This window comes from Ursidibacter arcticus, from assembly GCF_009761375.1.
In the GTDB taxonomy this organism is placed as follows: Bacteria; Pseudomonadota; Gammaproteobacteria; order Enterobacterales; family Pasteurellaceae; genus Ursidibacter; species Ursidibacter arcticus.
Window position 1 is genome coordinate 68,369 of the sequence record NZ_LEKM01000208.1, and the last position, 26,043, is coordinate 94,411.

Annotated in this window: 33 protein-coding genes and 1 tRNA gene; 27 read left to right on the plus strand and 7 right to left on the minus strand. The window is 37.1% G+C overall.

The window, feature by feature from the left end:
• The first annotated feature begins 172 nt into the window (after window positions 1-172).
• The 4 genes from A1D25_RS11200 to ispA are packed head-to-tail and all read left to right on the plus strand — an operon-like array spanning window position 173 to window position 1,813.
• A complete protein-coding gene (locus A1D25_RS11200; protein WP_275895814.1) occupies window positions 173-301 on the plus strand; it encodes a hypothetical protein in 129 nt (42 codons plus the stop codon).
• Window positions 298-666, plus strand: coding sequence for a type II toxin-antitoxin system death-on-curing family toxin (locus A1D25_RS10000; protein ID WP_157395531.1), 369 nt, complete (start codon window positions 298-300; stop codon window positions 664-666). Before A1D25_RS11200 ends, A1D25_RS10000 begins: the two co-directional genes overlap by 4 nt.
• A 29-nt stretch (window positions 667-695) precedes the next feature.
• Window positions 696-920, plus strand: coding sequence for an exodeoxyribonuclease VII small subunit (gene xseB, locus A1D25_RS10005; RefSeq protein WP_157395532.1), 225 nt, complete (start codon window positions 696-698; stop codon window positions 918-920).
• Window positions 920-1,813: a (2E,6E)-farnesyl diphosphate synthase gene (ispA, locus tag A1D25_RS10010; RefSeq protein ID WP_157395533.1), complete on the plus strand. Its 894-nt coding sequence runs from the start codon at window positions 920-922 to the stop codon at window positions 1,811-1,813. Before xseB ends, ispA begins: the two co-directional genes overlap by 1 nt.
• Window positions 1,814-1,862: 49 nt before the next feature.
• Here the strand turns inward: ispA and A1D25_RS10015 are convergent, their stop codons facing one another.
• The 4 genes from A1D25_RS10015 to corC all read right to left on the minus strand — a co-directional run bounded on the left by A1D25_RS10015 (window position 1,863) and on the right by corC (window position 5,603).
• Window positions 1,863-2,459, minus strand: coding sequence for a sigma-E factor negative regulatory protein (locus tag A1D25_RS10015; RefSeq protein ID WP_157395534.1), 597 nt, complete (start codon window positions 2,457-2,459; stop codon window positions 1,863-1,865).
• 18 nt (window positions 2,460-2,477) lie between these two features.
• Entirely contained in the window at window positions 2,478-3,056 is a 579-nt protein-coding gene (gene rpoE, locus A1D25_RS10020; RefSeq protein ID WP_157395535.1) for an RNA polymerase sigma factor RpoE, read from the minus strand.
• 106 nt (window positions 3,057-3,162) lie between these two features.
• Complete coding sequence (lnt, locus tag A1D25_RS10025) at window positions 3,163-4,689, minus strand: apolipoprotein N-acyltransferase (RefSeq protein WP_157395536.1); 1,527 nt, start codon at window positions 4,687-4,689, stop codon at window positions 3,163-3,165.
• A gap of 26 nt (window positions 4,690-4,715) precedes the next feature.
• On the minus strand, window positions 4,716-5,603 hold the full coding sequence (gene corC, locus A1D25_RS10030) for a CNNM family magnesium/cobalt transport protein CorC (RefSeq protein WP_157395537.1): 888 nt from the start codon (window positions 5,601-5,603) through the stop codon (window positions 4,716-4,718).
• 154 nt (window positions 5,604-5,757) lie between these two features.
• Here corC and A1D25_RS10035 point away from each other — a divergent pair, with 154 nt between their 5' ends.
• Window positions 5,758-6,399, plus strand: a complete 642-nt coding sequence (locus tag A1D25_RS10035; protein WP_157395538.1) for a curli polymerization inhibitor CsgI-related protein — start codon at window positions 5,758-5,760, stop codon at window positions 6,397-6,399.
• A 59-nt stretch (window positions 6,400-6,458) separates the two neighbouring features.
• Here A1D25_RS10035 and apbC read toward each other — a convergent pair whose 3' ends face one another.
• From apbC to A1D25_RS10050, 3 genes are read right to left on the minus strand one after another with little or no spacing between them, the layout of a single operon-like run.
• Window positions 6,459-7,556 carry an iron-sulfur cluster carrier protein ApbC gene (gene apbC, locus A1D25_RS10040; RefSeq protein WP_157395539.1) on the minus strand — a complete coding sequence of 366 codons (1,098 nt, stop codon included), beginning with the start codon at window positions 7,554-7,556 and terminating at the stop codon, window positions 6,459-6,461.
• Complete coding sequence (locus A1D25_RS10045) at window positions 7,553-9,070, minus strand: peptide ABC transporter substrate-binding protein (protein ID WP_157395540.1); 1,518 nt, start codon at window positions 9,068-9,070, stop codon at window positions 7,553-7,555. The genes apbC and A1D25_RS10045 overlap by 4 nt, the downstream gene beginning before the upstream one ends.
• Window positions 9,071-9,124: 54 nt before the next feature.
• On the minus strand, window positions 9,125-9,778 hold the full coding sequence (locus tag A1D25_RS10050) for a YchE family NAAT transporter (protein WP_157395541.1): 654 nt from the start codon (window positions 9,776-9,778) through the stop codon (window positions 9,125-9,127).
• Between the two features lie 182 nt (window positions 9,779-9,960).
• On the opposite strand from A1D25_RS10050, the gene rsuA reads away from it, so the two are divergent.
• From rsuA to A1D25_RS10155, 22 genes are all read left to right on the plus strand, one after another.
• The gene (rsuA, locus tag A1D25_RS10055) at window positions 9,961-10,653 is read left to right on the plus strand and encodes a 16S rRNA pseudouridine(516) synthase RsuA (protein WP_157395542.1); all 693 of its coding nucleotides are present in this window, start codon (window positions 9,961-9,963) and stop codon (window positions 10,651-10,653) included.
• Entirely contained in the window at window positions 10,653-11,840 is a 1,188-nt protein-coding gene (locus A1D25_RS10060) for a Bcr/CflA family multidrug efflux MFS transporter (RefSeq protein ID WP_157395543.1), read from the plus strand. The genes rsuA and A1D25_RS10060 overlap by 1 nt, the downstream gene beginning before the upstream one ends.
• A gap of 393 nt (window positions 11,841-12,233) precedes the next feature.
• Complete coding sequence (leuC, locus tag A1D25_RS10065) at window positions 12,234-13,640, plus strand: 3-isopropylmalate dehydratase large subunit (protein ID WP_157395544.1); 1,407 nt, start codon at window positions 12,234-12,236, stop codon at window positions 13,638-13,640.
• A gap of 95 nt (window positions 13,641-13,735) precedes the next feature.
• Window positions 13,736-14,341 (plus strand): 3-isopropylmalate dehydratase small subunit, encoded by a 606-nt coding sequence (gene leuD / locus A1D25_RS10070; RefSeq protein WP_157395545.1) that lies wholly within the window; start codon window positions 13,736-13,738, stop codon window positions 14,339-14,341.
• A gap of 160 nt (window positions 14,342-14,501) precedes the next feature.
• A tRNA-Ile gene (locus A1D25_RS10075) sits at window positions 14,502-14,578 on the plus strand.
• A 200-nt stretch (window positions 14,579-14,778) separates the two neighbouring features.
• Complete coding sequence (locus tag A1D25_RS10080) at window positions 14,779-15,996, plus strand: tyrosine-type recombinase/integrase (protein ID WP_157395546.1); 1,218 nt, start codon at window positions 14,779-14,781, stop codon at window positions 15,994-15,996.
• A gap of 613 nt (window positions 15,997-16,609) precedes the next feature.
• Window positions 16,610-16,816, plus strand: a complete 207-nt coding sequence (locus A1D25_RS10085; RefSeq protein ID WP_157395547.1) for a helix-turn-helix transcriptional regulator — start codon at window positions 16,610-16,612, stop codon at window positions 16,814-16,816.
• A 9-nt stretch (window positions 16,817-16,825) separates the two neighbouring features.
• Window positions 16,826-17,497, plus strand: a complete 672-nt coding sequence (locus tag A1D25_RS10090) for a hypothetical protein (RefSeq protein ID WP_157395548.1) — start codon at window positions 16,826-16,828, stop codon at window positions 17,495-17,497.
• Window positions 17,498-17,510: 13 nt separating this feature from the next.
• Window positions 17,511-18,482 (plus strand): P2 family phage major capsid protein, encoded by a 972-nt coding sequence (locus A1D25_RS10095; protein ID WP_157395549.1) that lies wholly within the window; start codon window positions 17,511-17,513, stop codon window positions 18,480-18,482.
• Between the two features lie 3 nt (window positions 18,483-18,485).
• Window positions 18,486-18,719: a hypothetical protein gene (locus tag A1D25_RS10100; protein ID WP_157395550.1), complete on the plus strand. Its 234-nt coding sequence runs from the start codon at window positions 18,486-18,488 to the stop codon at window positions 18,717-18,719.
• A 99-nt stretch (window positions 18,720-18,818) separates the two neighbouring features.
• The gene (locus A1D25_RS10105; protein ID WP_157395551.1) at window positions 18,819-19,949 is read left to right on the plus strand and encodes a hypothetical protein; all 1,131 of its coding nucleotides are present in this window, start codon (window positions 18,819-18,821) and stop codon (window positions 19,947-19,949) included.
• A gap of 170 nt (window positions 19,950-20,119) precedes the next feature.
• Window positions 20,120-20,314 carry a helix-turn-helix transcriptional regulator gene (locus A1D25_RS10110; RefSeq protein WP_157395552.1) on the plus strand — a complete coding sequence of 65 codons (195 nt, stop codon included), beginning with the start codon at window positions 20,120-20,122 and terminating at the stop codon, window positions 20,312-20,314.
• Window positions 20,314-20,640, plus strand: coding sequence for a transcriptional regulator (locus A1D25_RS10115; RefSeq protein WP_157395553.1), 327 nt, complete (start codon window positions 20,314-20,316; stop codon window positions 20,638-20,640). The genes A1D25_RS10110 and A1D25_RS10115 overlap by 1 nt, the downstream gene beginning before the upstream one ends.
• 91 nt (window positions 20,641-20,731) lie before the next feature.
• Window positions 20,732-20,881, plus strand: a complete 150-nt coding sequence (locus tag A1D25_RS10950) for a hypothetical protein (protein ID WP_162853282.1) — start codon at window positions 20,732-20,734, stop codon at window positions 20,879-20,881.
• Window positions 20,882-21,075: 194 nt separating this feature from the next.
• Window positions 21,076-21,678 (plus strand): host cell division inhibitor Icd-like protein, encoded by a 603-nt coding sequence (locus A1D25_RS10120; protein WP_240327150.1) that lies wholly within the window; start codon window positions 21,076-21,078, stop codon window positions 21,676-21,678.
• The gene (locus A1D25_RS10125; protein ID WP_157395554.1) at window positions 21,671-21,874 is read left to right on the plus strand and encodes a hypothetical protein; all 204 of its coding nucleotides are present in this window, start codon (window positions 21,671-21,673) and stop codon (window positions 21,872-21,874) included. Before A1D25_RS10120 ends, A1D25_RS10125 begins: the two co-directional genes overlap by 8 nt.
• Window positions 21,867-22,217 carry a hypothetical protein gene (locus tag A1D25_RS10130; protein ID WP_157395555.1) on the plus strand — a complete coding sequence of 117 codons (351 nt, stop codon included), beginning with the start codon at window positions 21,867-21,869 and terminating at the stop codon, window positions 22,215-22,217. Before A1D25_RS10125 ends, A1D25_RS10130 begins: the two co-directional genes overlap by 8 nt.
• The gene (locus A1D25_RS10135) at window positions 22,210-22,563 is read left to right on the plus strand and encodes a hypothetical protein (RefSeq protein WP_157395556.1); all 354 of its coding nucleotides are present in this window, start codon (window positions 22,210-22,212) and stop codon (window positions 22,561-22,563) included. The genes A1D25_RS10130 and A1D25_RS10135 overlap by 8 nt, the downstream gene beginning before the upstream one ends.
• Entirely contained in the window at window positions 22,551-22,901 is a 351-nt protein-coding gene (locus A1D25_RS11135; RefSeq protein WP_240327152.1) for a helix-turn-helix transcriptional regulator, read from the plus strand. Before A1D25_RS10135 ends, A1D25_RS11135 begins: the two co-directional genes overlap by 13 nt.
• On the plus strand, window positions 22,895-23,122 hold the full coding sequence (locus A1D25_RS10145) for a hypothetical protein (protein WP_157395557.1): 228 nt from the start codon (window positions 22,895-22,897) through the stop codon (window positions 23,120-23,122). Before A1D25_RS11135 ends, A1D25_RS10145 begins: the two co-directional genes overlap by 7 nt.
• 70 nt (window positions 23,123-23,192) lie before the next feature.
• Window positions 23,193-25,046, plus strand: a complete 1,854-nt coding sequence (locus A1D25_RS10150; RefSeq protein ID WP_157395558.1) for a DNA primase family protein — start codon at window positions 23,193-23,195, stop codon at window positions 25,044-25,046.
• Between the two features lie 612 nt (window positions 25,047-25,658).
• Window positions 25,659-25,922: an addiction module antidote protein gene (locus A1D25_RS10155; protein WP_240327154.1), complete on the plus strand. Its 264-nt coding sequence runs from the start codon at window positions 25,659-25,661 to the stop codon at window positions 25,920-25,922.
• Window positions 25,923-26,043 lie beyond the last annotated feature (121 nt).

The window sequence follows — 26,043 nt, forward strand, 5'->3', positions numbered from 1 at the left end:
TCACTCTCCTTTTTGAAATTGGCACAATAGCGGAAATTTACGAAATTTTCCACTTTTGAATGTATTGAATAATTCAGCACATATTATATAAAGCTAGATTGACGCACCTTATGCTTAAGATTAAGATAGGGAACATAAATCACAAAATTTCTAACGTTATAAGGGAAATACAATGAAATCAAACAACCAACCTGTAAAGATGGAGCTAAAAGGTGAAGCGGGAAAACGTGTTGCATTAGCCGCTGCTAAACGAGTGATAAAAACGCACAACAAAGAAATTAAAGCCCTTGCTTATAAATGATCGATATTGAACTAGTCCTCGCAATACATCAGGTTATCTTAAAAAATGAGCCTGGATTAAAAGGTTTTGCCGATATTGGCAAACTAGATAGTGCTTTAGCTCGTATTGATAATTGGATGCTTTATGAAAATACCAATAATGTATTTGATATTGCTGCACTTTATGCGATAGCAATAGCTAAAGCCCACGCATTTCCTGATGGAAATAAGCGTACTGCAATGGTAACAATGCTAACTTATCTCGATCTACAAGGTATTGAAATTCAAGCAGATATAGGATTAGATGACATAATGGTGGATGTTGCAAGTGGGAAATTAACTTTCTATCAATTATCACAATATTTACAACAAGTTAGTTCAGAATAATTTACATTATAAATACTAAGGAAACTATCGTGGCAAAGAAACCAACCCAAGATTTTGAGACAACACTTAAAGAGCTGGAAGAAATTGTCGGTCGTTTAGAATCAGGCGATCTTCCTCTTGAAGAAGCCCTAACTGAGTTTGAAACCGCTATTAAACTGGTTCAGCAAGGGCAAGAACGCTTACAAAAAGCAGAACAACGTATTCAAATTCTCTTACAAAAAGATCAAGACAGTGAATTGGTGGATTATCAATAATGACATATCAACTTTCTCACGAGCTTACGCAATGCCAGCAACGTGTTAATGATTTTCTTGCAACCCAATTAACGCAATATGATAATTTTAACTCACCGCTTATTGATGCAATGTCTTATGCTGTGTTGCTTGGTGGAAAACGAGTTCGACCGTTTTTAATTTATACGACGGGAAAAATGTTAGGTGTTCCATTAGAACAACTCGATCACTCTGCAGGAGCAATGGAAGCTATTCACGCTTATTCGCTAGTTCACGATGATTTACCCGCAATGGATAATGATACTCTTCGTCGAGGTAAACCGACTTGCCATATTGCATTTGATGAAGCAACCGCTATTTTAGCAGGCGATGCTTTGCAAACCTTTGCTTTTGAATTATTAAGTCAAGATCCTACCATTTCAGAAAAACAAAAGATCCTACAAATTCAACTACTTGCAAGCTCATCTGGAGCAAAAGGAATGTGCTTGGGGCAAAGTTTAGATCTGTTATCTGAAAATAAAAGTGTTTCACTTAGTGAATTGGAGCTAATTCACCGTAATAAAACAGGTGCTTTGATTTTAGCTTCTGTGTTAATGGGGTTTAATTTATCAAAATATGTGGATAATCAACAAATTAAACAACACTTAACACGCTACGCCCAAGCTATTGGTTTAGCATTTCAAGTACAAGATGATATTTTAGATGTTATCGGACAAAGTGAAAAAATAGGAAAAACCGTAGGAGCAGATCAGGCTTTAAATAAGAGTACCTACCCTAAACTACTTGGTTTAGATGGAGCAAAACAAAAAGCCGAAGACCTCTATCAAGTAGCTCTTTTATCTTTAGCACAACTCCCATTTGATACCACAGCGCTAGCTGAATTGGCTAGTTTTATAGTTAAACGTGAGAGTTAATCGCCTTGAATAAAAAAACCTGCCAAATAAGCAGGTTTTTTTATTATTATTATTTATCTTTATTTGTCTCTGTCGAAGAAGTTTGTGCTTTAGATTTTTCTTCTTCACTTAATACAACAGAACCTGCACTTGTGCGGCGTTGTAATTCGTGATTTTGTAGTAAAGCGTTAATTCTACGTTGTTGATATTCTAGTTGTTGCTCAGTTGGTTGGTCTTTTGCTGGGGCATTATAACTAACTTGTTGAACAGAATTGGTAAATGGTAAAGTCTGCAATGCAGGCTGCTCTGTTGTAGCAACTTCTTCACCACTATTAAAGGTATTAACGCCAATAACCGCCATTAAACATACCGATGCAGCAACACCTGCTTGCATTAAAGGCGTACCCCAACGTTTTAACTTGAGTAACAAACCTTTTGGTTTTGCACTTTCAGCCGTTCTTTCAATCTCTTCATTCTCAAGCAAGGCTTCCATCTTCGCAGAGAAATCATTGCCTAAAAGAATATCTTCACCACGCATTACACTACGAACTGCGTGATAACTTGCCCATTTTTGTTGTAGCTCTTCACTTTTACACAATGTATCGGTAAATTCTCCATTCACATTATGTCCGTCCATATAGGCGGAAAGTGTTTCTCGTTGTTGCATAGATAACTCCAATGATATTTAAATCTGTTGCATTAAAGGATTAACTTTCGCATCAATCGCTTCTCTAGCTCTAAAAATTCGTGAGCGAACAGTTCCCACAGGACACTGCATCACTTCCGCAATTTCTTCATAACTTAACCCATCAATTTCCCGCAAAGTAATCGCAGTTTTTAATTCATCAGGTAAGTTCTCAATCGTATCAAATACGATACGTTTTAATTCTTCAGATAGCACCAAATTTTCAGGGGTATCTGCTTCTCTTAATTGAACGCCACTATCATAACTTTCAGCATCTTCAGCGAGAATATCTTCTTTAGGAGGTCTTCTGCCTAAAGCAGTTAAATGATTTTTAGCGGTATTTACAGCAATTCGGTAAAGCCAAGTATAAAAAGCACTTTCGCCACGAAAAGATTCTAATGAACGATAGGCTTTAATAAAAGATTCTTGCACAATATCAGGAATGTCGTCTCGTGCGACATAGCGTGTTAGCAGCCCTGCTACTCTATTTTGATAACGTACGACGAGTAAATTAAATGCTTTTTTATCACCTTGTTGTGCGCGTTCAACCAATGCCTGATCGGTTATTTGTTCACTCATCTATTTGCGTTCTCCTAACTTCTACGCGTAGATTCTTTCTAATGCACGCTCTGTTAGTGCGTGAATTGATTAGAAAGTTCATAAAAATAGTTTAACTGATTAAAAATTACACTCTTATTTTACTGCGTTTAAAAATGCCAAATAATAAGCATAATCCACTGATTATAAAAATACTCCAATGCCCAAAACGAGCAAATGGCGTTTCCCCTTTCGTTGCATAAAGCTGATGGGTTAATGTTGTTGTTTCAAACTGTGGAGCTTGAGCGATAACTTGCCCTAAATGATCAACAAACGCAGTGATTCCTGTATTTGTTGATCGGATAAGCGGTTTACCTAGCTCTAATGCTCTCATTCTCGCCATTTGAAAATGTTGCCAAGGCCCTTGGCTCTCACCGAACCACGCATCATTTGAAATCGTCAATAAATAGTCGGCATTATACATCTTTTGATTTTGTTGGACTTGATGACCAAAAATGATTTCATAGCAAATTGCCATATTAAAACGGTGTTGAGCAACTAATAATGGTGCTTGGAAAAAATCACCTTGAGATAAGTTAATGGGTAATACAAAAATCTCTCTCATCCAATCTAACAACTGCCCGAATGGCACATACTCACCAAAAGGAACGAGATGATGTTTATTATAACGTGCTGATTTATATAAAGAATAAGGTTCTTTAGGATTACCTAAAACCACCGCACTATTAAATAATCCTTGTTGGCTTTGATATAACGTGCCGATAATAATTTCACTCTGCTTCATCTGAGCAACTTGATCCAACCGAGTTAATAAAGGCTCAATTTGCTGTTCTAACGCTGGAATTGCAGATTCTGGCAACACGATGACATCACTCTTACCTAACAATGGCTGAATTAAACGAGAGTAAGTTTGCACCGTAAAATCAAAATGTGCAGGATCCCACTTCATTTTCTGTTCAATGTTTCCTTGAACAAGACTAATTGTGGTAGGCTCTTTCTGCTTATCTATTTCAATAAAAGAGAAAAACTGCGAAGTAAAAGCGATAAGTAATATCATCACTAACTTAGCGGTACAAGCGGTAGGATACTGGCGATCTTTTGCAAATTTGCGAAAAATCCACACAATATAACCGCTTATCAGCATCACCAAAAAGGTTAGTCCTTCCACTCCAAATAGCGGAGCGATTCCCCAAAATGGGCTATCAATTTGCGTATAACCAAATTGTAGCCAAGGAAATCCCGTAAAGACTATCCCTCGTAAATATTCGGTAAAGGTAAAGACACTGGCTATAACCCAAGGGTTATGCCACTGAAAGCGTTGTAGTAAGTAACTGAATAATAAATAATAAATAGCTAAATAACAGGCTAACAATAATACTGCGAGATAACTAACAATTTCAGGCACTCCGCCAAATTGGATCATACTAACGTGAACCCAATTTACGCCAATCGCAAAATAACTAACCGCCCATAAAAACGTAGCGATTAACGCAGTACGTTTTTCAGAAAATGTTGCCACCCAAATCAGCCCTATTGCTGAGATAAAAGCAACAACCCAGTAGTCAAATGGGGAATAAGCAAATGTACCTATTCCCCCAGAAATTAAACCGATAAGATAAGCGGTAAGATTTGATGATTTTTTTGCAATAACCATTATTATTGTTTCTCTACAACCTATTTTTACTCGTGATTTCCATCTTTTTGTTGCATCAAAGCAAGCTGTTCATCGGTTACGGTAACTCGTAACTGAATTAAACGGCGGCTATCTGCAGATGTTACTTTAAATAAGATACCATTTAATTCTATGGTTTCTCCCCGTTTTGGCAAATACCCAAAGGCTTGCAAGACTAACCCACCAACTGTATCCACTTCTTCATCATCAAACTGTGTCGCAAATTGCTGATTAAACCGTTCTATGTCGGTTAATGCCAATACAGCGTAACTATGTTGAGAAAGCTGGCGAATAGGTTCAATTTCTTCTTCATCAAACTCATCTTCAATATTACCAACAATTTGCTCTAGAATATCTTCGATAGTCACTAACCCTGAAACTGCACCAAATTCATCTACCACAATTGCCATATGAAAACGCTCTGAGCGGAATTCTTTTAACATTCTATCGACACGTTTACTTTCTGGCACAATAACTGCGGGGCGTAAAATTTCTTCCATATTAAATGGCTCAGAATCTGAACGTAAATATTTGAGTAATTCTTTGGCTAATAAAATACCTTCAATGGTATCTTTTCCATCTCTAATAACGGGAAAACGGGAATGTGCCGATTCAATAATAATATCGACACAAGCATCTAATGGCTGATCCGCATCAATAAAAACAATCTGTGGACGAGGGATCATTATATCGCGAACACGCAATTCGGAGATCTCCATTACCCCTTCGATCATCTCTTTGGTATCGCTATCTATCAGCTCATTTTCGGCAGAATCACGAATAACTTCGACAAGATCTTCACGATTTTTTGGTTCTTGTTGAAATAACCCACTAAATAAGGATTTAAAAAATGATTTTTTTTCTGAAGAGCTTATGCTCTGTTGGTCATCACTCATTTGATATACTCATAAATAAATAAAACTTGAGAAAGCTATCACAATTTAGATAAAAAATCGACATTAGTTCGCATTCCTTGCTTTCTATTTACATAAATTTAGCATAGGATATGCACAATTTTTTCGTCATATCGGCTTTATAGGAGTTCATTTTATGAAATTAGCCAAAATTGCATTTACTTTGAGTGCTTTATTTATCAGTGCTACCACTTTAGCAGGAACAGTGAGTAGCTCATCTAATATCAATTTTTTAGCTTTTGATGGGCAAAAAGTTAAAAAAAGCACCAAATTAGAAGTCAATGATAGTAACCAACACCAAGTTGTAGTCGAAGTTTCCAGTATTTACCATTCAGGCTCAGACAGCTCTTTCTTTGAATCACAACCTATTGTCATTACATTTGCAGGTAGTACTGAAGATATTAAAATTACCGCACCTGATTTACGCACTGATAGCAATGTTGCCGAATTTAAAAAAGCACCTAAATTCAGCGTAAAAACAGCATCTGGTAAAGAGTTAGAATATAAACACGATTACTTAAAAGGTGAAGGTTTTATGCCGAATGCGAACATTGTAGAAAACTTATCAAATTATAATAGCAGTGATAATGTTGCATCATTAAAATCACTTGCCGTTACCCCAATGGCAGCTATGATGCCAACATCAAATGGTAAAGCGACAAAAGGTAAAGTAATGGTTCAAGGTGAAAATATTGCGGAGCAACAATTACAATACTGGTTCCAACAAGCAGATAAAGAAACCCAAAAACGTTTCTTAGATTGGGCGAAAAAACAGTAAAAATATCCGCTAAATGATAATAAGCCTTGTAGGATATACAAGGCTTATTTACTCGTAATTTACTTCACTTCTCTAATCATAATTTCTGAAGGAATAACACTACCTTGCCAGTAGAGTTCAGCTGCTACTTTTGATGCTAACTCTGCATAGGCTTGGCTGATTTCGTGATTAGGATCTGCAATGACTGTCGGTGTGCCATTATCAAGATCTTCACGCAGACGAATATGCAATGGTAATTGACCTAATACCTGAGTTTTATATTTTTCTGCGACATGATTTGCCCCACCTGTACCAAAAATATGTTCGTGATGTCCGCAATTTGAACAAATATGCACGCTCATATTCTCGATAATCCCTAATACAGGCACTGCCACACGTTCAAACATTGCGATACCTTTAATCGCATCAAGTAGGGCAATATCTTGTGGAGTAGTAACTACCACAGCCCCTGTAACAGGAATTTGCTGTGAAAGTGTTAATTGGATATCCCCTGTGCCTGGTGGCATATCAATAACTAAATAATCTAAATCAGGCCACCACGTTTCTTGTAATAACTGGCTTAATGCACTACTTGCCATTGGCCCACGCCAAATAGTTGCATTATCAGGTTCCATTAGATAACCGATAGAATTAGAGTAAATGCCTTGTGCCTCAATCGGTGTGATATGTTTATTATCAGGCGATGTTGGGCGTTGATCTGCTGCTCCTAACATATGTGGAATAGATGGACCATAAATATCCGCATCTAAAATCCCCACTCTTGCACCTTGAGCTTTTAAGGCGAGAGCTAAGTTCACTGTCGTTGTTGATTTTCCTACACCACCTTTACCCGATGTGACTGCAATAATATTCTTAACACCATTTACAGCGGGGTGATTGTTGGCACGCTTTAACGTAGCAATTTGATAATGCATAACCCATTTTGCTGAATTAGCATTTACTGCTAATTTTAGTTTTTCTTCCGTTGCCTGTTTCAGTGCTGCAAATCCACTATTCCAAGCAAATGGCATTGTAAATTCAAGACGTAAAATTCCACCTGCTAATTCTGCTTTTTTAAGTGCATTCAACGCCAACAGATCTTTTTGTAAGGTTGGGTGTGTAAATTGTTGAACAATCTCTTTAATTGTACTGAGCTGTTGTTCGTTAAGTTGGTTCATTGTGTATCCTTGTTTTGTCGATATAAATCTTTGCTGTAAATCACTTCACTACTGTTATTCATTTCAATCCCTTGAATATCAGGCAATACTGTTACTCTACGTTGATATTGGAAAAGCGGTAAGATAGCAATATCTTTTTGCAATTCATATACGATCTCCAATATTTTTTGTTCTCTCTCCGCTTTTGATAATGTGCCTGATTGTAACGTTTCTAATGATAGATTTACCATTTCATTATGATAGCCACTTTTGTTATCAGGGCTACTCGAATGGAACATTGTTAAGAAAGAGAGCGGATCTGCATAATCTGCACACCAGCCAGAGCGAATAAGTTGAAATTGTTGTGCATTACGTTTTACCAATAATTCTTCCCAACTTACCGCTTGTTCATCTACTCTAAAGAGATCCGATTGTCCTAGCTTACGAGCAATACGCGTTGCAATCGTACTATGAGGTTCTTGATCGTCATAGGTTAAGCTAATTTGAATAGGTGATTTTGCATCAATATCAATCTGATGCAAAATTTGTTCAGCACTGGATTTTGGCAATGGACGCTCTGAATTTTCAAGCATTGTTTTTGGTAACACAAAATAATTGGTAATTCCTACGCCATTCGCAATTTGAGATGCCGATAACATCGCTTGAATAGCTTGGCGAACTTCCTTTCGTTTCAACATAGGATCGTTAAAATTAAACTCGTAAAAATAGGTACATAAACGAGGGAGCATTATTTGGTTACGAGTATAACTAGCCAATGGGTTTTCCACGATATCAAAACGGCTAGGATTCTGAATGGTCGTAATCAACTGATATAATACTGTTTGGAAGGCTGCTCCAGCCTGTTGTGATTGTAGCGTTAAGGTTGTTTTACTACGTTCCTTTATACGGTAATCCCCATTACTAATAAAGCCATATTCTTCAGGTTTTTGCCCTCGATAAGTTGGTAATAATGCAATATGAGCCAACATTTTAGGGAAATTTGGATTAGCTTGGGCTAGTTGAACCTGTAAAGTATGAGAATTTAGTGCCTTAACGCCTAACTCATTACTTCCTTTTGTGCCTTGAATAATCTCTTTCGCATTCTCAACACCCATATAGATCAAATAATGAGCCAATGGAGAACGCGTATTTTTATCTGCAAGACGTTGCCAACTTGCCACAAAATCATCTGCAATTACCGCTTCACCGTTCGACCATTTAGCTTGATCATCTAAGATAAAGAGCCAATTTTTATTATCATCACTAAAAAACTCTTTGGCTATTGCAGGAGCGACTTCTCCTGCTGAATTAAACCGCATCAAACCAACAAGTAAATCTCGAACAGGAGCTGCGTCAGCCGTTGCTTTAATTAAATGAGGATCAAGCTGTAAATGGGCAGAATAAATCGCTCGCGTTAATTCAGTTGGCGATTTATCCATTTCTGTAATGGTTGGTTTTAGCTCTGTTTTTTGATCACAGGCTGTAATTAACCCTAAACAAGCGGTTAGTATTGTAAAAAATTTTGCAAATCTCACCGCTTATCTTCCTTCAGTGGTAAAGTTGATTCTAGGCTTAATGTTCATTATTTTTTAGTGAATTGAGGTAAGCCCTGGGAATAAGTTGCTTAATCCAGCGACAATAATTTCAATGCCTAACGCCATTAAAATTAGCCCCATAATACGAGTAACGACATTTGAACCTGTTTTTCCCAAACGCTTGACTAATGGTGCAGAAAATCGGAATAAAATATAGCAAATAGCCGCAAATAGAATAATTGCAATACTAAAGCCGGCATAATCTACCCACGAATGATAGCGAGTCCCCCAAACAATTGTAGAACCTATCGCCCCTGGCCCAGCCATAATTGGCATTGCTAATGGCACAACACCCAAATTTTCATACTCCGAAACATCTTCATTTCGTTCTTCTTTATTCTGTTTATGCTCGCCTAATTTACCGCTAATCATTGTCATTGCAATGCTTACAATCAAAAAGCCACCTGCAACACGGAAAGAGTTTAACGAAATACTGAAGACATCTAAGATCAGCTTACCGAAATAAAGGCTCACTAATAGGATAACACCGACAGAAATTGAGGTAGTCAAATTTGTTCTATTACGATCCGCTTCGTATTGATGTGCCGTCATACTGAAAAAGATCGGCAAAGTACCAAACGGGTTTACGATAGCGAATAATCCGATAAAGAACTGTAAATAAATAGCAAAATTAACAACAATTTCCACGAAAATGCCTATTTTGAACGAGGGATATAATTTTCTATTATATAAGCATATAGTCAAATCATCAAAGAGCTTGCAAAAATTTACAACGGAATTTACAACGAAAAAGAGAAAATAGGTCTATAATCTACCAATTACCTTATTTTTATTTGGGATATCACCTTTTATTCAAGGAAATATAAAAAATGCGTTTAGATAAATTTATTGCAGAAAATACAGGATTAACTCGCTCCCAAGCAACAAAAGCATTAAGAGCAGGACAAGTTACCGTTAATGGAATTATTGAAAAAAATAGTGCTTTAAAAATTAGCGAACAAGATGAAATTTGCTTTGATGGAGAAACATTAGAGTGGGTAGATGAAGGGCAATATTTTATGCTGTATAAACCACAAAACTGTGTCTGTTCCCACGATGATGGAGATTATCCTACAGTCTTCCAATTTTTTGATTACCCATTAACTGCTAAATTACATTGTGCAGGACGTTTAGATGCCGATACCACTGGACTAGTTCTTTTAACCGATGATGGTCAATGGTCGCACCGTATTACATCACCGAAACACCATTGTGAAAAAACCTATTTAGTTACATTAGCTGATCCAATTGAGCCATTCTATGCTGAACAATTTGCTTCAGGAATTTTATTACGCGGTGAAAAAACATTAACCAAACCTGCAACCTTAGAAATTTTAGATGATTACAATGCTAATTTGACTATTAGCGAAGGTCGTTATCATCAAGTTAAACGAATGTTTGCCGCTTTGGGAAATAAAGTTGTCGCTCTACATCGTTGGCGAATTGGTAATGTTGTTTTAGATCAATCCCTTGAAGAAGGGGAATTTAGAGCTTTAACTGAACAAGAAATAGCGAGTTTTTAATGAATACAACAAGACCAAACGGCTTTTTTGTCGTAATTTTAGGCTTACTCTCAATGCTCCCTCCCCTTGCTATTGATATGTATTTGCCATCGTTTTTAGATATTGCACAAGATCTCAATGTTTCTCAAGAGAAAGTCCAAACAACCTTAGCTATTTTTACCTTTGGTTTCGCCATAGGACAACTTTTTTGGGGGCCGATTGCAGATAGTTTCGGACGAAAACCCATTATTTTATTAGGTTTATCAGGCGGAGCTGTCGCTTCTTTTTTTCTAACCCAAGTTGCCAATATTGAAAATTTTTATCTATTACGTTTAATTCAAGGTTTATTTGGAGCAGCTCCTGCCGTAGTTCTAGGGGCATTAGTGCGAGATCTGTTTGACCGTAACCAATTTGCACGAATGATGTCCACCATTATGATTATTACAATGGTTGCCCCATTACTTGCTCCGATTATGGGAGGACATATCGCCCATTGGTTCCATTGGCACGCTATTTTCTATCTACTAATGGCGATGGGAATTATCTGTGTCTGCCTATTTGCCATAGGCGTGCCTGAAACCTTAAAAGCTGAAAATAAAATGCCACTAAATTTTGCTAAAGTATTAAAAAATTTTGCAGCATTAATCTCACATAAAGCAACGCTCGGTTACGTTTTAGTTGGTGGGCTTTCTTTTGCAGGAATGTTCTGCTTTCTAACATCAGGTTCCCTTGTTTATATCGGCTTATATGGTGTTTCAGCAGAATATTTCGGCTACTTTTTTATGCTAAATATCGGGGTGATGATTGTGATGACCTTTATTAACGGACGCTTAGTCACTAAAATCGGTTCGGAAAAAATGTTACGCATTGGTTTAACATTACAATTTATCGCTGGAATTTGGTTGGTTATTTCCGCCACATTACAACTAGGTTTGTGGTCAATGGCAGTCGGTGTTGCTATTTTTGTCGGAATGGTTTCGACTATCGGCAGTAACGCATCGGCAGCTATTTTAGATCGCTACCCACAAATGACTGGAACAGCAAATGCCGTAGCAGGCACAGCTCGTTTTGGTATTGCATCATTGATTGGAGCAGGGCTATCGCATATTCCACTAAGCACTGAACGCCCAATGCTATATATGATGGCAAGTTGCACTTTTGTTGCATTTATTTGCTACTATTTTTTAGCTTGCCGTAATACTGATTGATAGGATTTTCCTGTTAATCTAGCAAATTTATAAATAGCCTTGACTATCTAATCTTCTATAAAGAACCTTATCTACTAGATAAGGTTCTATTAAATCGCACAAATACAATATTTTATTCTACAAATATCTACAATTTATCTATTTATTGCTTATCAAACAGGATAAAAAAAGCCATTTTGAATAAAAATAGCATTTTACTTTCATTTTGAGAGCAGTTATATTCCTTGCTATTCAACAAGCGGTTGCTTTTATGAGAATTTTTACATTCCGTTCCCATTCTAGAATGGAAATAACATACTTGGTTTATTATCCCTTGAATTGTGTTATGCCGTTTTCAAATTGTACATTGCTTGTTTAGTTTTAATCACATTTTACTATTGAGTTGGAAAAGCTATGAAAAAAACGTTATACGAAAAATTGTTTGATGCCCATATTGTTCACGAAGCACCAGGTGAAACGCCCCTACTCTATATCAACCGCCATTTAGTCCACGAAGTAACATCACCACAAGCATTCGATGGCTTACGAGCAATGGGACGTGAAGTTCGTCAACCAACTAAAACTGTTGCAACAATGGATCACAACGTACCAACAGATAGTCGTGATTTAAGCGGCTCTGGTGAAATGGGGCGTATTCAAATGGTTGAATTATCTAAGAACACAGACCAATTCGGTATTCAACTCTATGATATTAACCACATCAATCAAGGTATCGTTCACGTTATGGGGCCTGAACAAGGCTTAACTTTACCAGGAATGACCATTGTTTGTGGAGACTCTCATACTGCAACTCACGGTGCTTTCGGTGCATTAGCATTTGGTATCGGTACATCAGAAGTAGAACACGTTCTTGCAACTCAAACTGTTAAACAAGCTCGTGCAAAAAAAATGAAAATTGAAGTGCGAGGTAAAGTGCGAGAAGGTATTACAGCAAAAGATATTGTCCTAGCGATTATCGGTAAAACAACAATGGCAGGTGGTACAGGACACGTTGTGGAATTCTGTGGGGAAGCCATTCGTGATTTATCAATGGAAGGACGAATGACCGTTTGTAATATGGCTATCGAATTAGGTGCAAAATCAGGCTTAATCGCCCCTGATGAAACCACTTTTGCTTATTTAAAAGATAAGCCAAATGCCCCTAAAGGTGAAGATTGGGACAGTGCTGTTGCCTACTGGAAAACATTACATACAGATGAAGGGGCAGAATTTGACACCGTTGTAACCTTAGAAGGTAATGAAATTGAACCCCAAATTACTTGGGGAACAAACCCTGGACACGTTATTGGTGTAAACGATGTGATTCCAAACCCAGCTGAAATGAGCGATCCGATTGAGCGTCAATCTGCAGAGAAAGCCCTTGCTTATATGGATTTACCGCACGGTATCAAATTAACTGATGTTTCTATTGATAAAGTATTTATTGGCTCCTGTACAAACTCTCGTATTGAAGATTTACGAGCAGCCGCAGCGGTAGCTAAAGGGCGTAAAGTTGCAAATGGAGTACAAGCACTTGTTGTACCTGGCTCAGGTTTAGTACGTGAACAAGCAGAAAAAGAAGGGTTGGATAAAATCTTTATTGAAGCAGGTTTTGAATGGCGTCAGCCAGGTTGCTCAATGTGTCTAGCAATGAACCAAGACCGTTTAGCACCAGGTGAGCGTTGTGCATCAACCAGTAACCGTAACTTTGAAGGTCGCCAAGGCCGTGGTGGACGTACCCACTTAGTTAGTCCAGCAATGGCAGCTGCTGCGGCTGTATTCGGTAAATTTGTAGATATTCGTAAAGTTGAACTTCACTAATTCTTCAATAAATCAGTGTTACAAGCGGGCAGATTTTCAAAAAATTTTACAAAAAGTACCGCTTGTTAAATATAAAAAGATAAAGGACAGATAAAATGGCAAAAGAATTTAGACAACATACAGGGTTAGCTGTACCACTTGATGCATCAAATGTCGATACTGATGCAATCATTCCAAAACAATTCTTACAAAAAGTAACTCGTGTCGGCTTTGGGGCTCATTTATTCCACGAATGGCGTTTTCTAGACGATGAAGGCAAACAACCAAACCCTGATTTTGTGCTTAACTACCCACGTTATAAAGGCGCGAGTATCTTACTTGCTCGTGAAAATTTTGGCTGTGGTTCTTCTCGTGAACACGCACCTTGGGCATTAGATGATTATGGTATTCGAGCAATTATTGCACCAAGTTTCGCGGATATTTTCTATGGTAATAGCTTAAATAATCAAATGTTACCTATCCGTTTAAGCGAAGAAGAAGTTGATGAGCTGTTCAAGTATGTCGTTGCGAATGAAGGTGCTGAAATTACTGTCGATCTTGAAGCTCAAACCGTTGTAGCTAACGGAAAAACCTATCCTTTTGAAATTGATAGTTTCCGCCGCCATTGCTTACTAAATGGCTTAGATAATATCGGCTTAACACTACAACACGAACAAAAAATTGCAGAATACGAAAATAAAATTCCTGCTTTTTTGAGATAGCAATAACAACAGCAAACATTTATAAACCTAGCGTGTAGGTTTGGATAGAAATTAATCCGAACCCACACCTATTAGATGTTTTTTTATGCAAGTAAATACCTAAAACTAGATTTATAATAACTTTATCTTTATAATCTCGTCCGCTTTGCATTTCGTCTATCCCCCCTTAGCTCAGTCGGTTAGAGCAGGCGACTCATAATCGCTTGGTCACTGGTTCAAGTCCGGTAGGGGGGACCATTTTAAGGTTTTTATACGTTCGCAACAGTAAAAAACATCAAGAAAATCAATCAAATATCTTCTTTTTTTGTTCGCTTAGGTTCTTATAGGTTCGCTTGTGTCCGCTTGTTTATGTAACTAACTATGTACCTTTTTAAAAGTCGCTTTTTAATTAGTTACATCAAATAAGCTTATTCTTATTTAATACTTAGGAGCAAGCTATGGCTAAAACTGTAAAACCGCTTAATGAATTAAAAATCAAAAATCTAAAACCTAAAGATAAAGAATATTCCCTAGCAGATGGGAATAATCTTTATCTGTCTATTTCACCACAGAACGCTAAAGTTTGGCGTTTTATCTATGTTCACCCAATTTCTAAAAAGAGGCAGAAGAAAACTTTAGGCACTTTCCCTTTTATGCGACTAGCAGAAGCTAGAGAAATAGCAAGACATCACAAAACCCTACTTTTAAAAAACATAGATCCCTTTGAATACATCGAGCAACAGAAGAGGGAGCAAGAACAGAGAGATGAATTATTTTCTGATTTTGCCTATAAATGGGCCGACTGGAAACAAAGCAAGGGGAAATATAATGAGGAGACGAAGAATAAAACACTAAAACGCCTTGAAAATCATTTATTCCCTCGTTTTGTAGATTATAGGCTAAATCAATTCACAATCACGGATACTATAGAAAAATTGCAAGACTTGGAAACAGTAAAATCTGATACATTGCAGAGAACTTTGGGGAATTTAATAGAAATTTTAGATTATGCAATGCTATGCGGACGTATTCCACATAATCCAGTTACACCAATTAAAAAGGCATTTGCTACCGTTGCAAGTACACACCAGCCAACTATAAAGCCTGAAGAGCTTGCGGAGTTTATGCAGATGTTGCAGAAATCCAACCGTACGCCACAAATTAAGCTTTTGATTGAATGGCAGTTAGTTACAATGCTACGCCCTTTTGAAGCATCAGCGGTTCAGTGGAGCGATATAGATTGGGAAAATAAGATTTTATCTATTCCAGCGGAGCGAATGAAAGGCGGAAAGCGTGGGCATTGTGTACCTTTATCTTCTCAAGCCTTGCAAATCTTAGAAGAAATAAGGTTATTTAATGGAAACTATAAGCACGTTTTTGCAGGACGTAATGACCGAAGCAAACCAACCAACAGCCAAACAGTAAATAATGCAATCAAACGGATAGAGCGAGGCAAGTATAGCGGAATTTTAACCGCTCACGGCTTGCGGAGTATTGCAAGCACTTATTTGAATGAACGCTTTACAGAAGAGCCGTTTGTTATTGAGGCTTGTTTGGCACACGTTGGAGCGGATACCGTTAGAAATGCTTATTTTAGAGGAAGCTATTTAGAAAGACGGCGTGCAATTATGCAGGCTTGGGGCGATTTTGTAGAACAATGCAAGAAGGCTAAATAATTATGGGAGCGGTAGGAATACCGCTTTTTTATTGTCTTTCTTTTTTCTCAAAAATAATTTTCTTTATTTTTAATCACTTAATCACTTAATCACTTTGTTTATAATTATCTTATTGATTTATAAAGAAAAATATATAAGTGATTAACTATATAAAAGTGATTAACTTTAGAATAAGTGATTAACTTATTAAGTAATGCCAAAACCAAAGCCCCGAACTATAAACGTTGTCATACCCTCGCCTCGCCCGCACACTAAAAACAGCGGAATTTACGCAAATGCAAAAAAAGCCCCAATCCTTGCCCCGTATAATCTCGCTTTCACTGGCTAAAACACCATTTTTTACGCATTTTTACGCAGAAAAACGCAAATTTATATTAACAAAAACCGCCCTTTTTATTCGATGCTGAAATAGCAATGAGAGAACCGCCCCAAAATGGCAAAAAATCCACAAAATCCCACCGCTTGAAATTCCCGAAATTCAGCCGAAAACGCCCCAAATTGTGAAAAATCCCACCACAACCCGAACAAATAGCCAATTTTTTATAAATTAGTAAGATTGCTTGCAACTGCTTGACACCGCAAGCAAGAGAAATTTTTTAGGAGCAAATCACAAATGGAGAAGGCCACCCAAAAAGAACGATTTATAAGAATTGATGAAGTCAGCCGCTTAACTTCTCTTTCAGATAGTACAATTTACCGAAAAATGAACGCTGGCGACTTTCCTCAAAATATCAGCATTGGAACAAATTCCAAAGTATGGCTAGAGAGTGAAATTCAGCACTGGATAGCCGAACAAATTCACAAAAACCGCAACCAATAGGGGCAAGCTATGAACCAGCTAGAGCAACAATTCAAACAAAAGAAAGAAGAATTTGAGAAAGAAGCGGCAAAATTCACCGATTTAAAAGCCGAGAAAGAAAAAACAGAAAAAATCATATCAGCATTTAAAAACGAGCTACAAGAAGCAATTTCAAAAACTGAAAAAGGCTTAATTGCAAGCGGGGAATTTAGCGAAGACGAATATATAGAGATACGCAACCAAACTACAGGATTAAAAGCCCGTATTGAATACCAGCAAGCAAAATTAGAAGATTTACAAGAGAAAATATATCAGCAAGCCGAAGTTATTCGCTCTAAACGTGGGGAAGTTATTTTTACACGGCAAGCTATTTTCGCACAAAATATCGATGCAGACTTTAAAAAATGGCTTGAGGAAAATAAAAGCGTACTTGATGATTTTTTCACTCGTTTTTATTATAGCGGGAAATTTACAGCAACGGGCAGCACGTGGAATGATGATTATATTGGAGTAGAAGAATATGTAATGAAGCATATTATTTCAAAAATATCATCATCTATTTCTGAAAATTATCAAATAGATGAAAAATTACAGATTCCAGACCCAACACGAAATTTTACATTTAAAACGCCGGGGCAAATTCACAAAGAAAAATTTGATAAAAATGAAAAAGGTTTTGGAAAATTATTAAATAACTTATAACAAGGGGAAAGAAATGGAACTATTAACATCACAAAAATTTAAAAAATACCTTGAAACTTTTTCTAATTCTTTATGCTTAGATAATTATGGGGAAGTAAAAATAATAAATCTAAATGAAGAACTAGAAAATAACTTCTTCACCAACATAAAAAATAATAGCTTTTTAGGTTTAATCAACATATTCAAATCACGCCTAGAACGTGGGAATTGCTTAGGCTTAAATATCCCAATGCCAAGCACCACAAACACAGACCAACAAGAAAGAAGCGTAAACCCGAGCTTTATCGCCCCCTTTCAAGAATTTGAATGCAGCCAACTGAATTTAGACACCTATATAAGCTATGCAAAATTAGACGCATTTACCCAGCTTGAAGAAGTCGATTTTAATCAAGCGTTAGATGCTTATTTAGAACAGCAACATTTAACGGCGTTATTGATTGCTGGCTGGAATGGCAAGCAGAAAGCAGGCACTTCAGACCCGACAACCCACAAACTAGGGGAAGATACCACAAAAGGCTGGCTACAACGCATTCGAGAGAATGCACAAGATAAAGTGATCGCCGAAGAGCAAAGCTACACAAGCAAAAAAGCACTAATCAAAACCGCTTTAGCGAAAATTGAAGAGCCATTCAAAAGCAAAGGGAACTTAGTCGCTATTTGTGGGCGAGATATTTTTAGCGATGAAGATTTAGCCATTACAAGCCTAGATCTTACTGATAACAATCAAATGATGATTGCACAAAAAACAATAGGCGGATTAAAAGCGATTTATTGCCCTTATTTCCCAAGCAACGCCCTTTTAATTACAAGCCTTGATAATATCTCGCTCTATGTACACACAGGCACAATCAGAAAGTTTTTAGAGCAAAACCCAGCGAAAGACAGGCTAGAAATTTACAACTCAATGAGCGTAGATTTTATTATAGAAGACTATCGAGCCGTTGCACTGATTGAAAACGCCACCATTAACGAAAACAAGGAATAAAAAATGCCCGATGCACTAGAAAAACTTATCCCAATATTTGCTAAAATGAAAAAATGCCAAAATGACGATCAGGCAATAGAAGTTATGCGGAAATATGTAGATGAAGGGAATTTAAGTAAAGATGAATGTTTTATTTTAGGTTGGCTTTATCATCAAGAACAACAAAAGAATAATAAGATACTACACACAAGGCAAGAAAACCAAGAAAAAAAATCAGGGTTTGTAATGCGATTTTAACCCACCCAAGCCCCGAACAAAAAGGGGCTTTTTTATTCCCTAGCGTTCTCAAAAACACTAAAATAAAGCACGAGAGTCAACACAAAAAAGGGAAAAACTATGAACAACAAAACAAACTCAAGCCTACCGCCTCGCAAGTGGTACACCCTAGAACAAGCAAGCGAAAGATTGAGCAACGAAACAGGCTCAAAAGTATCAGTAGATTACCTTATTCACGCTTTATTTAAAGGGGCTTTTTTACCCTATATTCACGTTGATTATAAAATAAATAATTATATTTCATTCAATGGTAAATATAGAGTAGATCTTAGTGATGGTTATAATGTATTGCTTGAAGATATTCATTCAACATTAGAGCTAAATTATAATGATGTAAAGATGATGTATGATTGTTGTAATTTAGCTATTCAAGGGGTAGATTACAGAAATAATAATTTAGATAAATGGCTTATTCCATACGTTGAAAACCTTATAGAAAAAATGACTAGTGAATATGGGGAAGTAAACGACAGAGCTATTTATTCATTTTTCAAAAAATACAATAAACGAATTTTTGGAATAAATGGATTATTAGCATTAAAAATAGAATGTTTATATAATGGTTCTTCTTTAATTAGTGAAGAATTTGAGCTATTAAATAACGGATTAAGAATTAAAGAACAAGATTTACTTTCACCGCCTATAATTGGCTTAAATGGTAAAGGGATTTTTCTGAGATTGAAAGTAGAAAATGAATTCTATATATCAGCCAAAGATTTAATCATTGTTCACGATGACCTTTTAAGGGTAAAAAATAACTTTAGAGCCAATTTACAAGGCTTTGCAGAATTTGCAGATGAACAGGGAAATATGCCCGATAACATACCCCCGTATTTTTTAGATTGGGAAGAACAAGAGAACAGAGAAGAAAACGAACAAAAAACAATCGAAAAAACAGCCCCAAGAATGGAAAGTTACGAAACTAAAAACCCTATTCAATATGGCAAAGAATACACCAAAAAACTAGTAATAGAGAGCTGTTTAGCAACTAGAAAAGAATTTCCAACCGCAGGCAAAAACACCATAGTAAAAGCCGTTTTAAGTAAAATCAGTAATGATCCCAAAATGAAAGGGCTAAAATTACAGAGTGAACGAACCTACACAAACATACTAGATAAAATGGGAATAGAATTTCCAGATGAGAAAGGAAAGACTATCGAAATTTCCAAAGTGATAATAGTAAAACCTTAAAAAACAATAGCTTGAGAATGGTAAAAATTTTTCCATTCTCAATTTTTTTTACAATTTCCAAACTTAACCACCTACCCCAAAATCACCCTGCGAACCAAACGAACGCAAGCAAACAAATTTTACAGCTTGCGAACGTATAAAAACCTAATTCAACAAAACAAGGGGAGATTATGGAGCAAACCGCACCATCACCACAGCTACTTAGCATTAAAGACTTGATAGCACTGCTCAACCTTTCAAAAACGACTATTTACGACTTATTAAAAAAAGGCAAATTCCCAAAGCCATTTATTCAAAAAAATAGATGCACTCGCTGGAAAGCCGAAGACGTAAACAAATGGCTAACACAACAGGAGATCAACTAATGGCACTAGAAATCAAATGTCCGTTTTGCGGTGGTAAATGCAACATCAGAACCAGCGAACGCCCCACGCTCTTAACTGTACAGGCAAGAATTTATTGCCAAAATTGTGGCACATTGCAAGCCGATTTTGTCGGACAGCTCACCAACATCAAACGAGCCTTATTTATTGATTGCAACGAGGCGGAACGCTGGAGCAAAACCGAGAAGGAGCAAATACAAGAAGACGGCAAACGCCCACTTACTAACGATGAGAGAATAGCCCAATTTAGAGCAGGCAAAGAACAGCCCGATTTATTCCACAGCGAAGAAACTATCCCAAAGCACTAACACCGCTAGAGCGTAAAGAAAGACGGCAAGCGGTGGCAAGGCAATGAAATTCTTCATCAAACTAATTACACACTTCAAACTAGGGGGAACTATGAGCGAACAAGGAGCAGATGCAGCAAGAATGGAGCTATACAAAGGCATTAAATTCTTTCTAACATCGGTAGGAATAGGCGGAGGATTAGCTTTGCTATTTTGGAAACTGCCCTCACTTGCCGAATTTATTTTAGCCTTGAAGCAATAAGCCAACGCAAAGGGCAAATAATGCAATTTATTAGCTAATTAAGTGCATCTACGCAAAATCTAGCGAGTTATTACCCTGCATTTTTTATTTGAGAAGCGTAGATGCACCATAAAAAAAAACGCTTGCAAAATTGAGAGCCTTGCAAGCGGTTTTAAATCAGTATTATTTACTCAAATTTAAGGATTAAAGAAACTATGAAAACTTTATTTCAAAAACAGAAACAATCTAGCCTATTTTCTGCTAAAATGCAACAAATTTTCAGATTGTTATTGACAACCCGAAACAATTCGCCGTATGCTTGCCACGCTTTCGCAAAATCGAGAGCCGAGTGTGGAAACTCGAACGAACATCAGGCGAATAATAGCACGCCACAAAATCGTGCTTTTTTTATTCGTTGCTCACGCACACCAAAAGAACGCTATATTTTAGCGTGTTTCTCTATGGTAGCGTGTAGCGGGCAAGGCTTAGCCCTTGACTGTAAACCTGATGTTGCAGTTTTCCACCCCGTTACACGCTATCGCCCTACATTGTGGAAAATGTTAGCGATAGCCCCAATCAATTTACATCAGGAGCTATCAGCAATGAAACAATTATTTGCTTATACTTTTTCTTGTGTGCTACGCAACACAGACACCTACACCCCGCAAACCGTCCGAGTTATCGCCCACAGCGAAACAGACGCACGCCTACAACTCACAGCAGACTACCGCCTAGAGCTTAATCGCCCAGTTGCAAAAGTCCGACTAAATCCAACCGCTTACACCACTCAAGCAACACAAGGGGGCGTTTATGCGTAATCTATCCCAAGAAATCCAAACCCTAAAAGCCGAGCTAGAAAGCCTTTTAGACGATATGCAATTTTGTGAAGAGATGATGAGCAAGGGTAACGACAAATTAGCCCAAAAAATGCTTGATTGTGTTTATTCATCAATGAAAAACACTGCAACCACGCACGAACTACGCCAAACAATGCAAGGGGGGAAAGATGAGTAAACACTATTTAGTAGCCACCGCCGTTTTACTCGAGAAAAATAAACCGCTAGTAAATCATATTTCTCTATTTAGAACAGAGCAAAAAGCCCACAATTTCGCAAAAGCATTAGCCGAAAAAATAGAAGAAGTTTCAGTTTTTGTAATGCAAGCAACGGTAAAAGAACTTTACCTAACTGTGCTAAACCATAAAACACAAGGCGAAATCATTGTAGGCGTAGGCAGTAAAGCAACAGCCGAAGAGCTAAAAGCCGAGCATCAAACACTTTTTACGCAGTTTTCTTTTAGCGTAAGACCATTTCAAGAAACAGATTTTATAGAAAAAACGGGGGCGTTCTATGCATAACCAAACACAAACAGAAAACCAAACAGAACGCCAAGGCTATCATAAACCAATCCCAGCCCTTGATGATGCTTGCGGATATGAAAGCCTAACCGTAATAGAGCAAACCGAAGAAAGAGAATTCACCGACCAAGAAAGATTTTTCTTTTTTGGCGTAAACCTTGAGATCTCTCGCTCAATCCCTTTTATTTACGACTGTATCAGAGAGCAGGCCCCAAGCTGGCAAGCCTTGAACGCAGGCATTGAAGCAATGATAGAGCTACACAAAGCCTACAATCGCCACATAGAAGAGCAATTTAGCCGTTTTGAGCGTGATATTTTGAAAGGGGGCGATGTATGCAAAAGCTAATAGAGAACCTTGTTAAAGCCTTTAAAGACGAATTAAGAACCTTAATAGTAGAAGAGTTAGATAAGCGATTAAACGCCACTAGCTCACTACAAACAAGCCAATTTCAAGCAATGCCAAAGCCTGATTTTAAATTTATCAGCATTCAAGAAGTGATTGAGCGTTTTGGCGTAAGCCGTGCAACGATTGATCGTTGGTTGCGTCCTGATTCGGGCTGCTATATCCCTGATTTTCCGAAGAAAATCAAACAAGGCTCACTAACCTTTTTTATGGAAAGTGAAATAAATGCGTATATGAAAAAACAGTTAGAACAACGCGAACAAGGGGGCGAACAATGCTAACACACCGCATAAATTTACCAGACGGCACAGAAATCGAATTTTTTGCAAGCGATGAAGCAACATTCCAAGCTCAATTTGGCAATTTTAGCCCATTTGAGCAGATGCAATCTTTCGCCGATTTTCAACGCTACCAGCAACAGCAAGGGAAAAAGCACCGAGCCAATAAAACGGCTAAACAGGCACGCAAACGCCAGAAAATAGCGAGAAGAAAACACCGCTAACGAGCAAAAAATACGGGCGATAAATTCGCCCGTTCATCAATATTATTTACAAAATTAAGGATTGATAGAGATGATTAACGCCCCTTTTTTTGATAAACAGCCCACTGATAAATTTACGGAAATTTTTTGCTTGATAGGTTCGCAAGCGTGGTGGGCATTGAGCTACAACAAACAAGAAAAACGAGCGAACGGGCAAGAATGGCTACTCTTATGCCAAGCCACAGGCAAAGACCCTAAAAACCTACCGCTTGTTATTGGTAAAGACCAATTAAACCAAGTAAACCAGCTTAATTTAACCCAAAGCCAAACAATGATCCGTTTTTGTCAGGTTGGAGAATTGAGCGAGATGCAGAAAACCGCCCTTTTGCAAAATATCGCCCAAAACTCACCGCTTGAAACAGTGATTTTTGCCGATAATTTAGGGCAGACAATCGAAGACGTAAGCGACTATATTCACCGCCTACGCACTGACGAAAGCACCCAGCAACTTGCAAAAATGGCAACGGATAAAATCATAGCCAATAAAAACAAAAGCGAATGGGAGAAGCAAGCGGACTATTTAAAAGCCTTTGAGAAACTTAGCCCTAAAGAGCGTTTAATAGAGTTTTTAGAATGGGGTAAATATACCTTTGCTTTTAACCCACAACAAGGGAACGCAATTTACACATTTACGGGCATAAAATGGGAGCTTTTAAGCGATGAAATGATCTCACGCTTAATAAATGAGTTTTTTATTTCTAAAGGCTATTTAAAATTCGGCGATGCACAGCTTAAAAATGTAATGAAGTGTATTCCTTCATCAAGTGAATTTGTACCTTTAATGATGCCAACTAACCCCGAATTATTACCCTTTAAAAATGGCGTATTAAACAAGCGAACAGGGGAATTTTCACCTCATAGCCAAGAGAATTATTTAACTTCTTTTATTAATGTTGATTATTCAAGCGAGCGACAAATAACGCCTAATTTTAATAAATGGCTTGATTTTGTTAGCGAGAATAACCCAAACAAGAGAATGCGAATTTTATCAGCACTTTATTTTGTGCTTACAAATCGTTATGAATGGCAGCTATTTCTAGAGATTATAGGCGAAGGGGGAAGCGGTAAAAGCACATTCACCGCAATAGCCGAGCTATTAGCAGGCAAAGAGAACACCGCAAGCACTTCATTAAAAAACTTAGAAAATCCTACTTTGCGTTGCAGTCTATTAAATAAAACCCTCGTAATATGCCCCGACCAAAAGAAATATATAGGCGAAGGCGAAGAACTGAAAAGCATAACAGGGCAAGATATTATTAGCTTTAACCCGAAGTATAAAGATCCGTTTGATGACCGAGTAAGAGCCGTTTTCATCATCACAGGCAACGAGCCAATGATTTTTACAGAGAATAACGGGGGCGTAGATAGACGAAGAATAATTTTTAAATTTGATAATGTTGTACCAAAAGAAAAAAGAGATTATTACTTAATAAACAAAATACAAGATGAGCTAAACGGCATTATAAACTTACTGCTTGAAACCTTTAAAAACCCGATCACCGCTTTAAACTTATTAGAAGAACAGAAAGAGAGCAAGGAAGCAATGCAAGTTAAGGAAGAAACCGATCATCTACTTGATTTTTTAAACGCTTTCCACACCAAAGAAGAAGCCTTTGCGAGAGGCTTATTTTTAGGCAGACCAAAGCAAGTAAATATAAATCACTCTTTTAAAGAGTATTTACTTTCAGCTTATGATCTATACTGTAAAATCAACGATATTAACAAGCCAATCAGTAAAAACAGGTTTAAAGGAGCAATAGAAAGAGCCTCTAAAAAGAAACGAATGCACCCACCGCTAAAAATTAGCAAGATCGACGGCAAGAACCGCACAAACTTCTATTTCAACAACCCTGAAGAAATAGAAAATGAATGGCTAAATAACTGAAATTTTTATTTGATAGCTTGCAGAAATGCAGGCTATTTTTTCACCTAAAATCTATAAATTTACCTTCTTTTTTTCTCAAGTGTTTAACTTGTTATCACTTGAAAAAGTTAAACACTTCTAAAACCCTTTTAAAATCAAGCATTTAGTGAGCAAGTGAGCAAGTGATTAAAATTCAAAAAAAATAAAAATTTAATTTTATTTTTTCATTTTAAATTTTGAGATTGTTTTTTAACCTTTCCAACAGGGCTAAAAATTAACCCTTCTTTATCTCTCATTAGTAAATAATAATCTTGATTTTTATCAAATTATTTCTTCAGTGTTGAACTTGTTGAATACTCTTTATTTTTTAGCGATTATGAATTTAAAAGCGATCTTATGTATCAAATGATGTAACTATTTAGAAGTTTAAATTTTGTTGAACCCTTGTAATGTAAGATCTTATTAAAATGATCTGTTACGGTAGGGGGACCATCTCAAAGTTTTTATACGTTCGCAACAGTAAAAAACATCAAGAAAATCAATCAAATATCTTCTTTTTTTGTTCGCTTATAGAGAAAGCTCAAACAATATGGGCTGACTACCAACAGCAAGCAACACAAAACGGAGGAAGCAATGAATAAACCACTTACCGCAGAAGATAAAGCAGAATTAGGCATTACCCGATTTGATGCAGCAGAATACTTAGAAAGCGATGAGTTGATCGCTTTATACCTTGCCGAAACCTTGAAAGATGGCACAGATGAGGAATTTATCCAAGCCCTAAACACCGTGGCAAGAGCTAAAGGAATGAATGAAATAGCTAAAAAATCAGGTATTGTCAGAGAAAGCCTATATCAAACGCTTTCAAGCAGTAAGCCAAGGTTCGAAAAATTCTAGATGCAATGAATATTGAGCTTATCCCAACTATTAAAACCGCATAACCGATAACACACCAACCACAGGGCGAGAAATCGCCCTCAGACTGATGACAAACACCAATTTGTTGTATCCAATTAAC

Bases quoted from the DNA above. Each gene is read 5' to 3' on its own strand.
- A1D25_RS11200 (WP_275895814.1), top strand. From the start codon at position 173: ATGAAATCAAACAACCAACCTGTAAAGATGGAGCTAAAAGGTGAAGCG.
- A1D25_RS10000 (WP_157395531.1), top strand. From the start codon at position 298: ATGATCGATATTGAACTAGTCCTCGCAATACATCAGGTTATCTTAAAA.
- ispA (WP_157395533.1), top strand. From the start codon at position 920: ATGACATATCAACTTTCTCACGAGCTTACGCAATGCCAGCAACGTGTT.
- A1D25_RS10015 (WP_157395534.1), bottom strand. From the start codon at position 2,459: ATGCAACAACGAGAAACACTTTCCGCCTATATGGACGGACATAATGTG.
- rpoE (WP_157395535.1), bottom strand. From the start codon at position 3,056: ATGAGTGAACAAATAACCGATCAGGCATTGGTTGAACGCGCACAACAA.
- lnt (WP_157395536.1), bottom strand. From the start codon at position 4,689: ATGGTTATTGCAAAAAAATCATCAAATCTTACCGCTTATCTTATCGGT.
- corC (WP_157395537.1), bottom strand. From the start codon at position 5,603: ATGAGTGATGACCAACAGAGCATAAGCTCTTCAGAAAAAAAATCATTT.
- A1D25_RS10035 (WP_157395538.1), top strand. From the start codon at position 5,758: ATGAAATTAGCCAAAATTGCATTTACTTTGAGTGCTTTATTTATCAGT.
- apbC (WP_157395539.1), bottom strand. From the start codon at position 7,556: ATGAACCAACTTAACGAACAACAGCTCAGTACAATTAAAGAGATTGTT.
- rsuA (WP_157395542.1), top strand. From the start codon at position 9,961: ATGCGTTTAGATAAATTTATTGCAGAAAATACAGGATTAACTCGCTCC.
- A1D25_RS10060 (WP_157395543.1), top strand. From the start codon at position 10,653: ATGAATACAACAAGACCAAACGGCTTTTTTGTCGTAATTTTAGGCTTA.
- leuC (WP_157395544.1), top strand. From the start codon at position 12,234: ATGAAAAAAACGTTATACGAAAAATTGTTTGATGCCCATATTGTTCAC.
- leuD (WP_157395545.1), top strand. From the start codon at position 13,736: ATGGCAAAAGAATTTAGACAACATACAGGGTTAGCTGTACCACTTGAT.
- A1D25_RS10080 (WP_157395546.1), top strand. From the start codon at position 14,779: ATGGCTAAAACTGTAAAACCGCTTAATGAATTAAAAATCAAAAATCTA.
- A1D25_RS10085 (WP_157395547.1), top strand. From the start codon at position 16,610: ATGGAGAAGGCCACCCAAAAAGAACGATTTATAAGAATTGATGAAGTC.
- A1D25_RS10090 (WP_157395548.1), top strand. From the start codon at position 16,826: ATGAACCAGCTAGAGCAACAATTCAAACAAAAGAAAGAAGAATTTGAG.
- A1D25_RS10095 (WP_157395549.1), top strand. From the start codon at position 17,511: ATGGAACTATTAACATCACAAAAATTTAAAAAATACCTTGAAACTTTT.
- A1D25_RS10100 (WP_157395550.1), top strand. From the start codon at position 18,486: ATGCCCGATGCACTAGAAAAACTTATCCCAATATTTGCTAAAATGAAA.
- A1D25_RS10105 (WP_157395551.1), top strand. From the start codon at position 18,819: ATGAACAACAAAACAAACTCAAGCCTACCGCCTCGCAAGTGGTACACC.
- A1D25_RS10110 (WP_157395552.1), top strand. From the start codon at position 20,120: ATGGAGCAAACCGCACCATCACCACAGCTACTTAGCATTAAAGACTTG.
- A1D25_RS10115 (WP_157395553.1), top strand. From the start codon at position 20,314: ATGGCACTAGAAATCAAATGTCCGTTTTGCGGTGGTAAATGCAACATC.
- A1D25_RS10950 (WP_162853282.1), top strand. From the start codon at position 20,732: ATGAGCGAACAAGGAGCAGATGCAGCAAGAATGGAGCTATACAAAGGC.
- A1D25_RS10120 (WP_240327150.1), top strand. From the start codon at position 21,076: ATGAAAACTTTATTTCAAAAACAGAAACAATCTAGCCTATTTTCTGCT.
- A1D25_RS10125 (WP_157395554.1), top strand. From the start codon at position 21,671: ATGCGTAATCTATCCCAAGAAATCCAAACCCTAAAAGCCGAGCTAGAA.
- A1D25_RS10130 (WP_157395555.1), top strand. From the start codon at position 21,867: ATGAGTAAACACTATTTAGTAGCCACCGCCGTTTTACTCGAGAAAAAT.
- A1D25_RS10135 (WP_157395556.1), top strand. From the start codon at position 22,210: ATGCATAACCAAACACAAACAGAAAACCAAACAGAACGCCAAGGCTAT.
- A1D25_RS11135 (WP_240327152.1), top strand. From the start codon at position 22,551: ATGCAAAAGCTAATAGAGAACCTTGTTAAAGCCTTTAAAGACGAATTA.
- A1D25_RS10145 (WP_157395557.1), top strand. From the start codon at position 22,895: ATGCTAACACACCGCATAAATTTACCAGACGGCACAGAAATCGAATTT.
- A1D25_RS10150 (WP_157395558.1), top strand. From the start codon at position 23,193: ATGATTAACGCCCCTTTTTTTGATAAACAGCCCACTGATAAATTTACG.
- A1D25_RS10155 (WP_240327154.1), top strand. From the start codon at position 25,659: ATGAATAAACCACTTACCGCAGAAGATAAAGCAGAATTAGGCATTACC.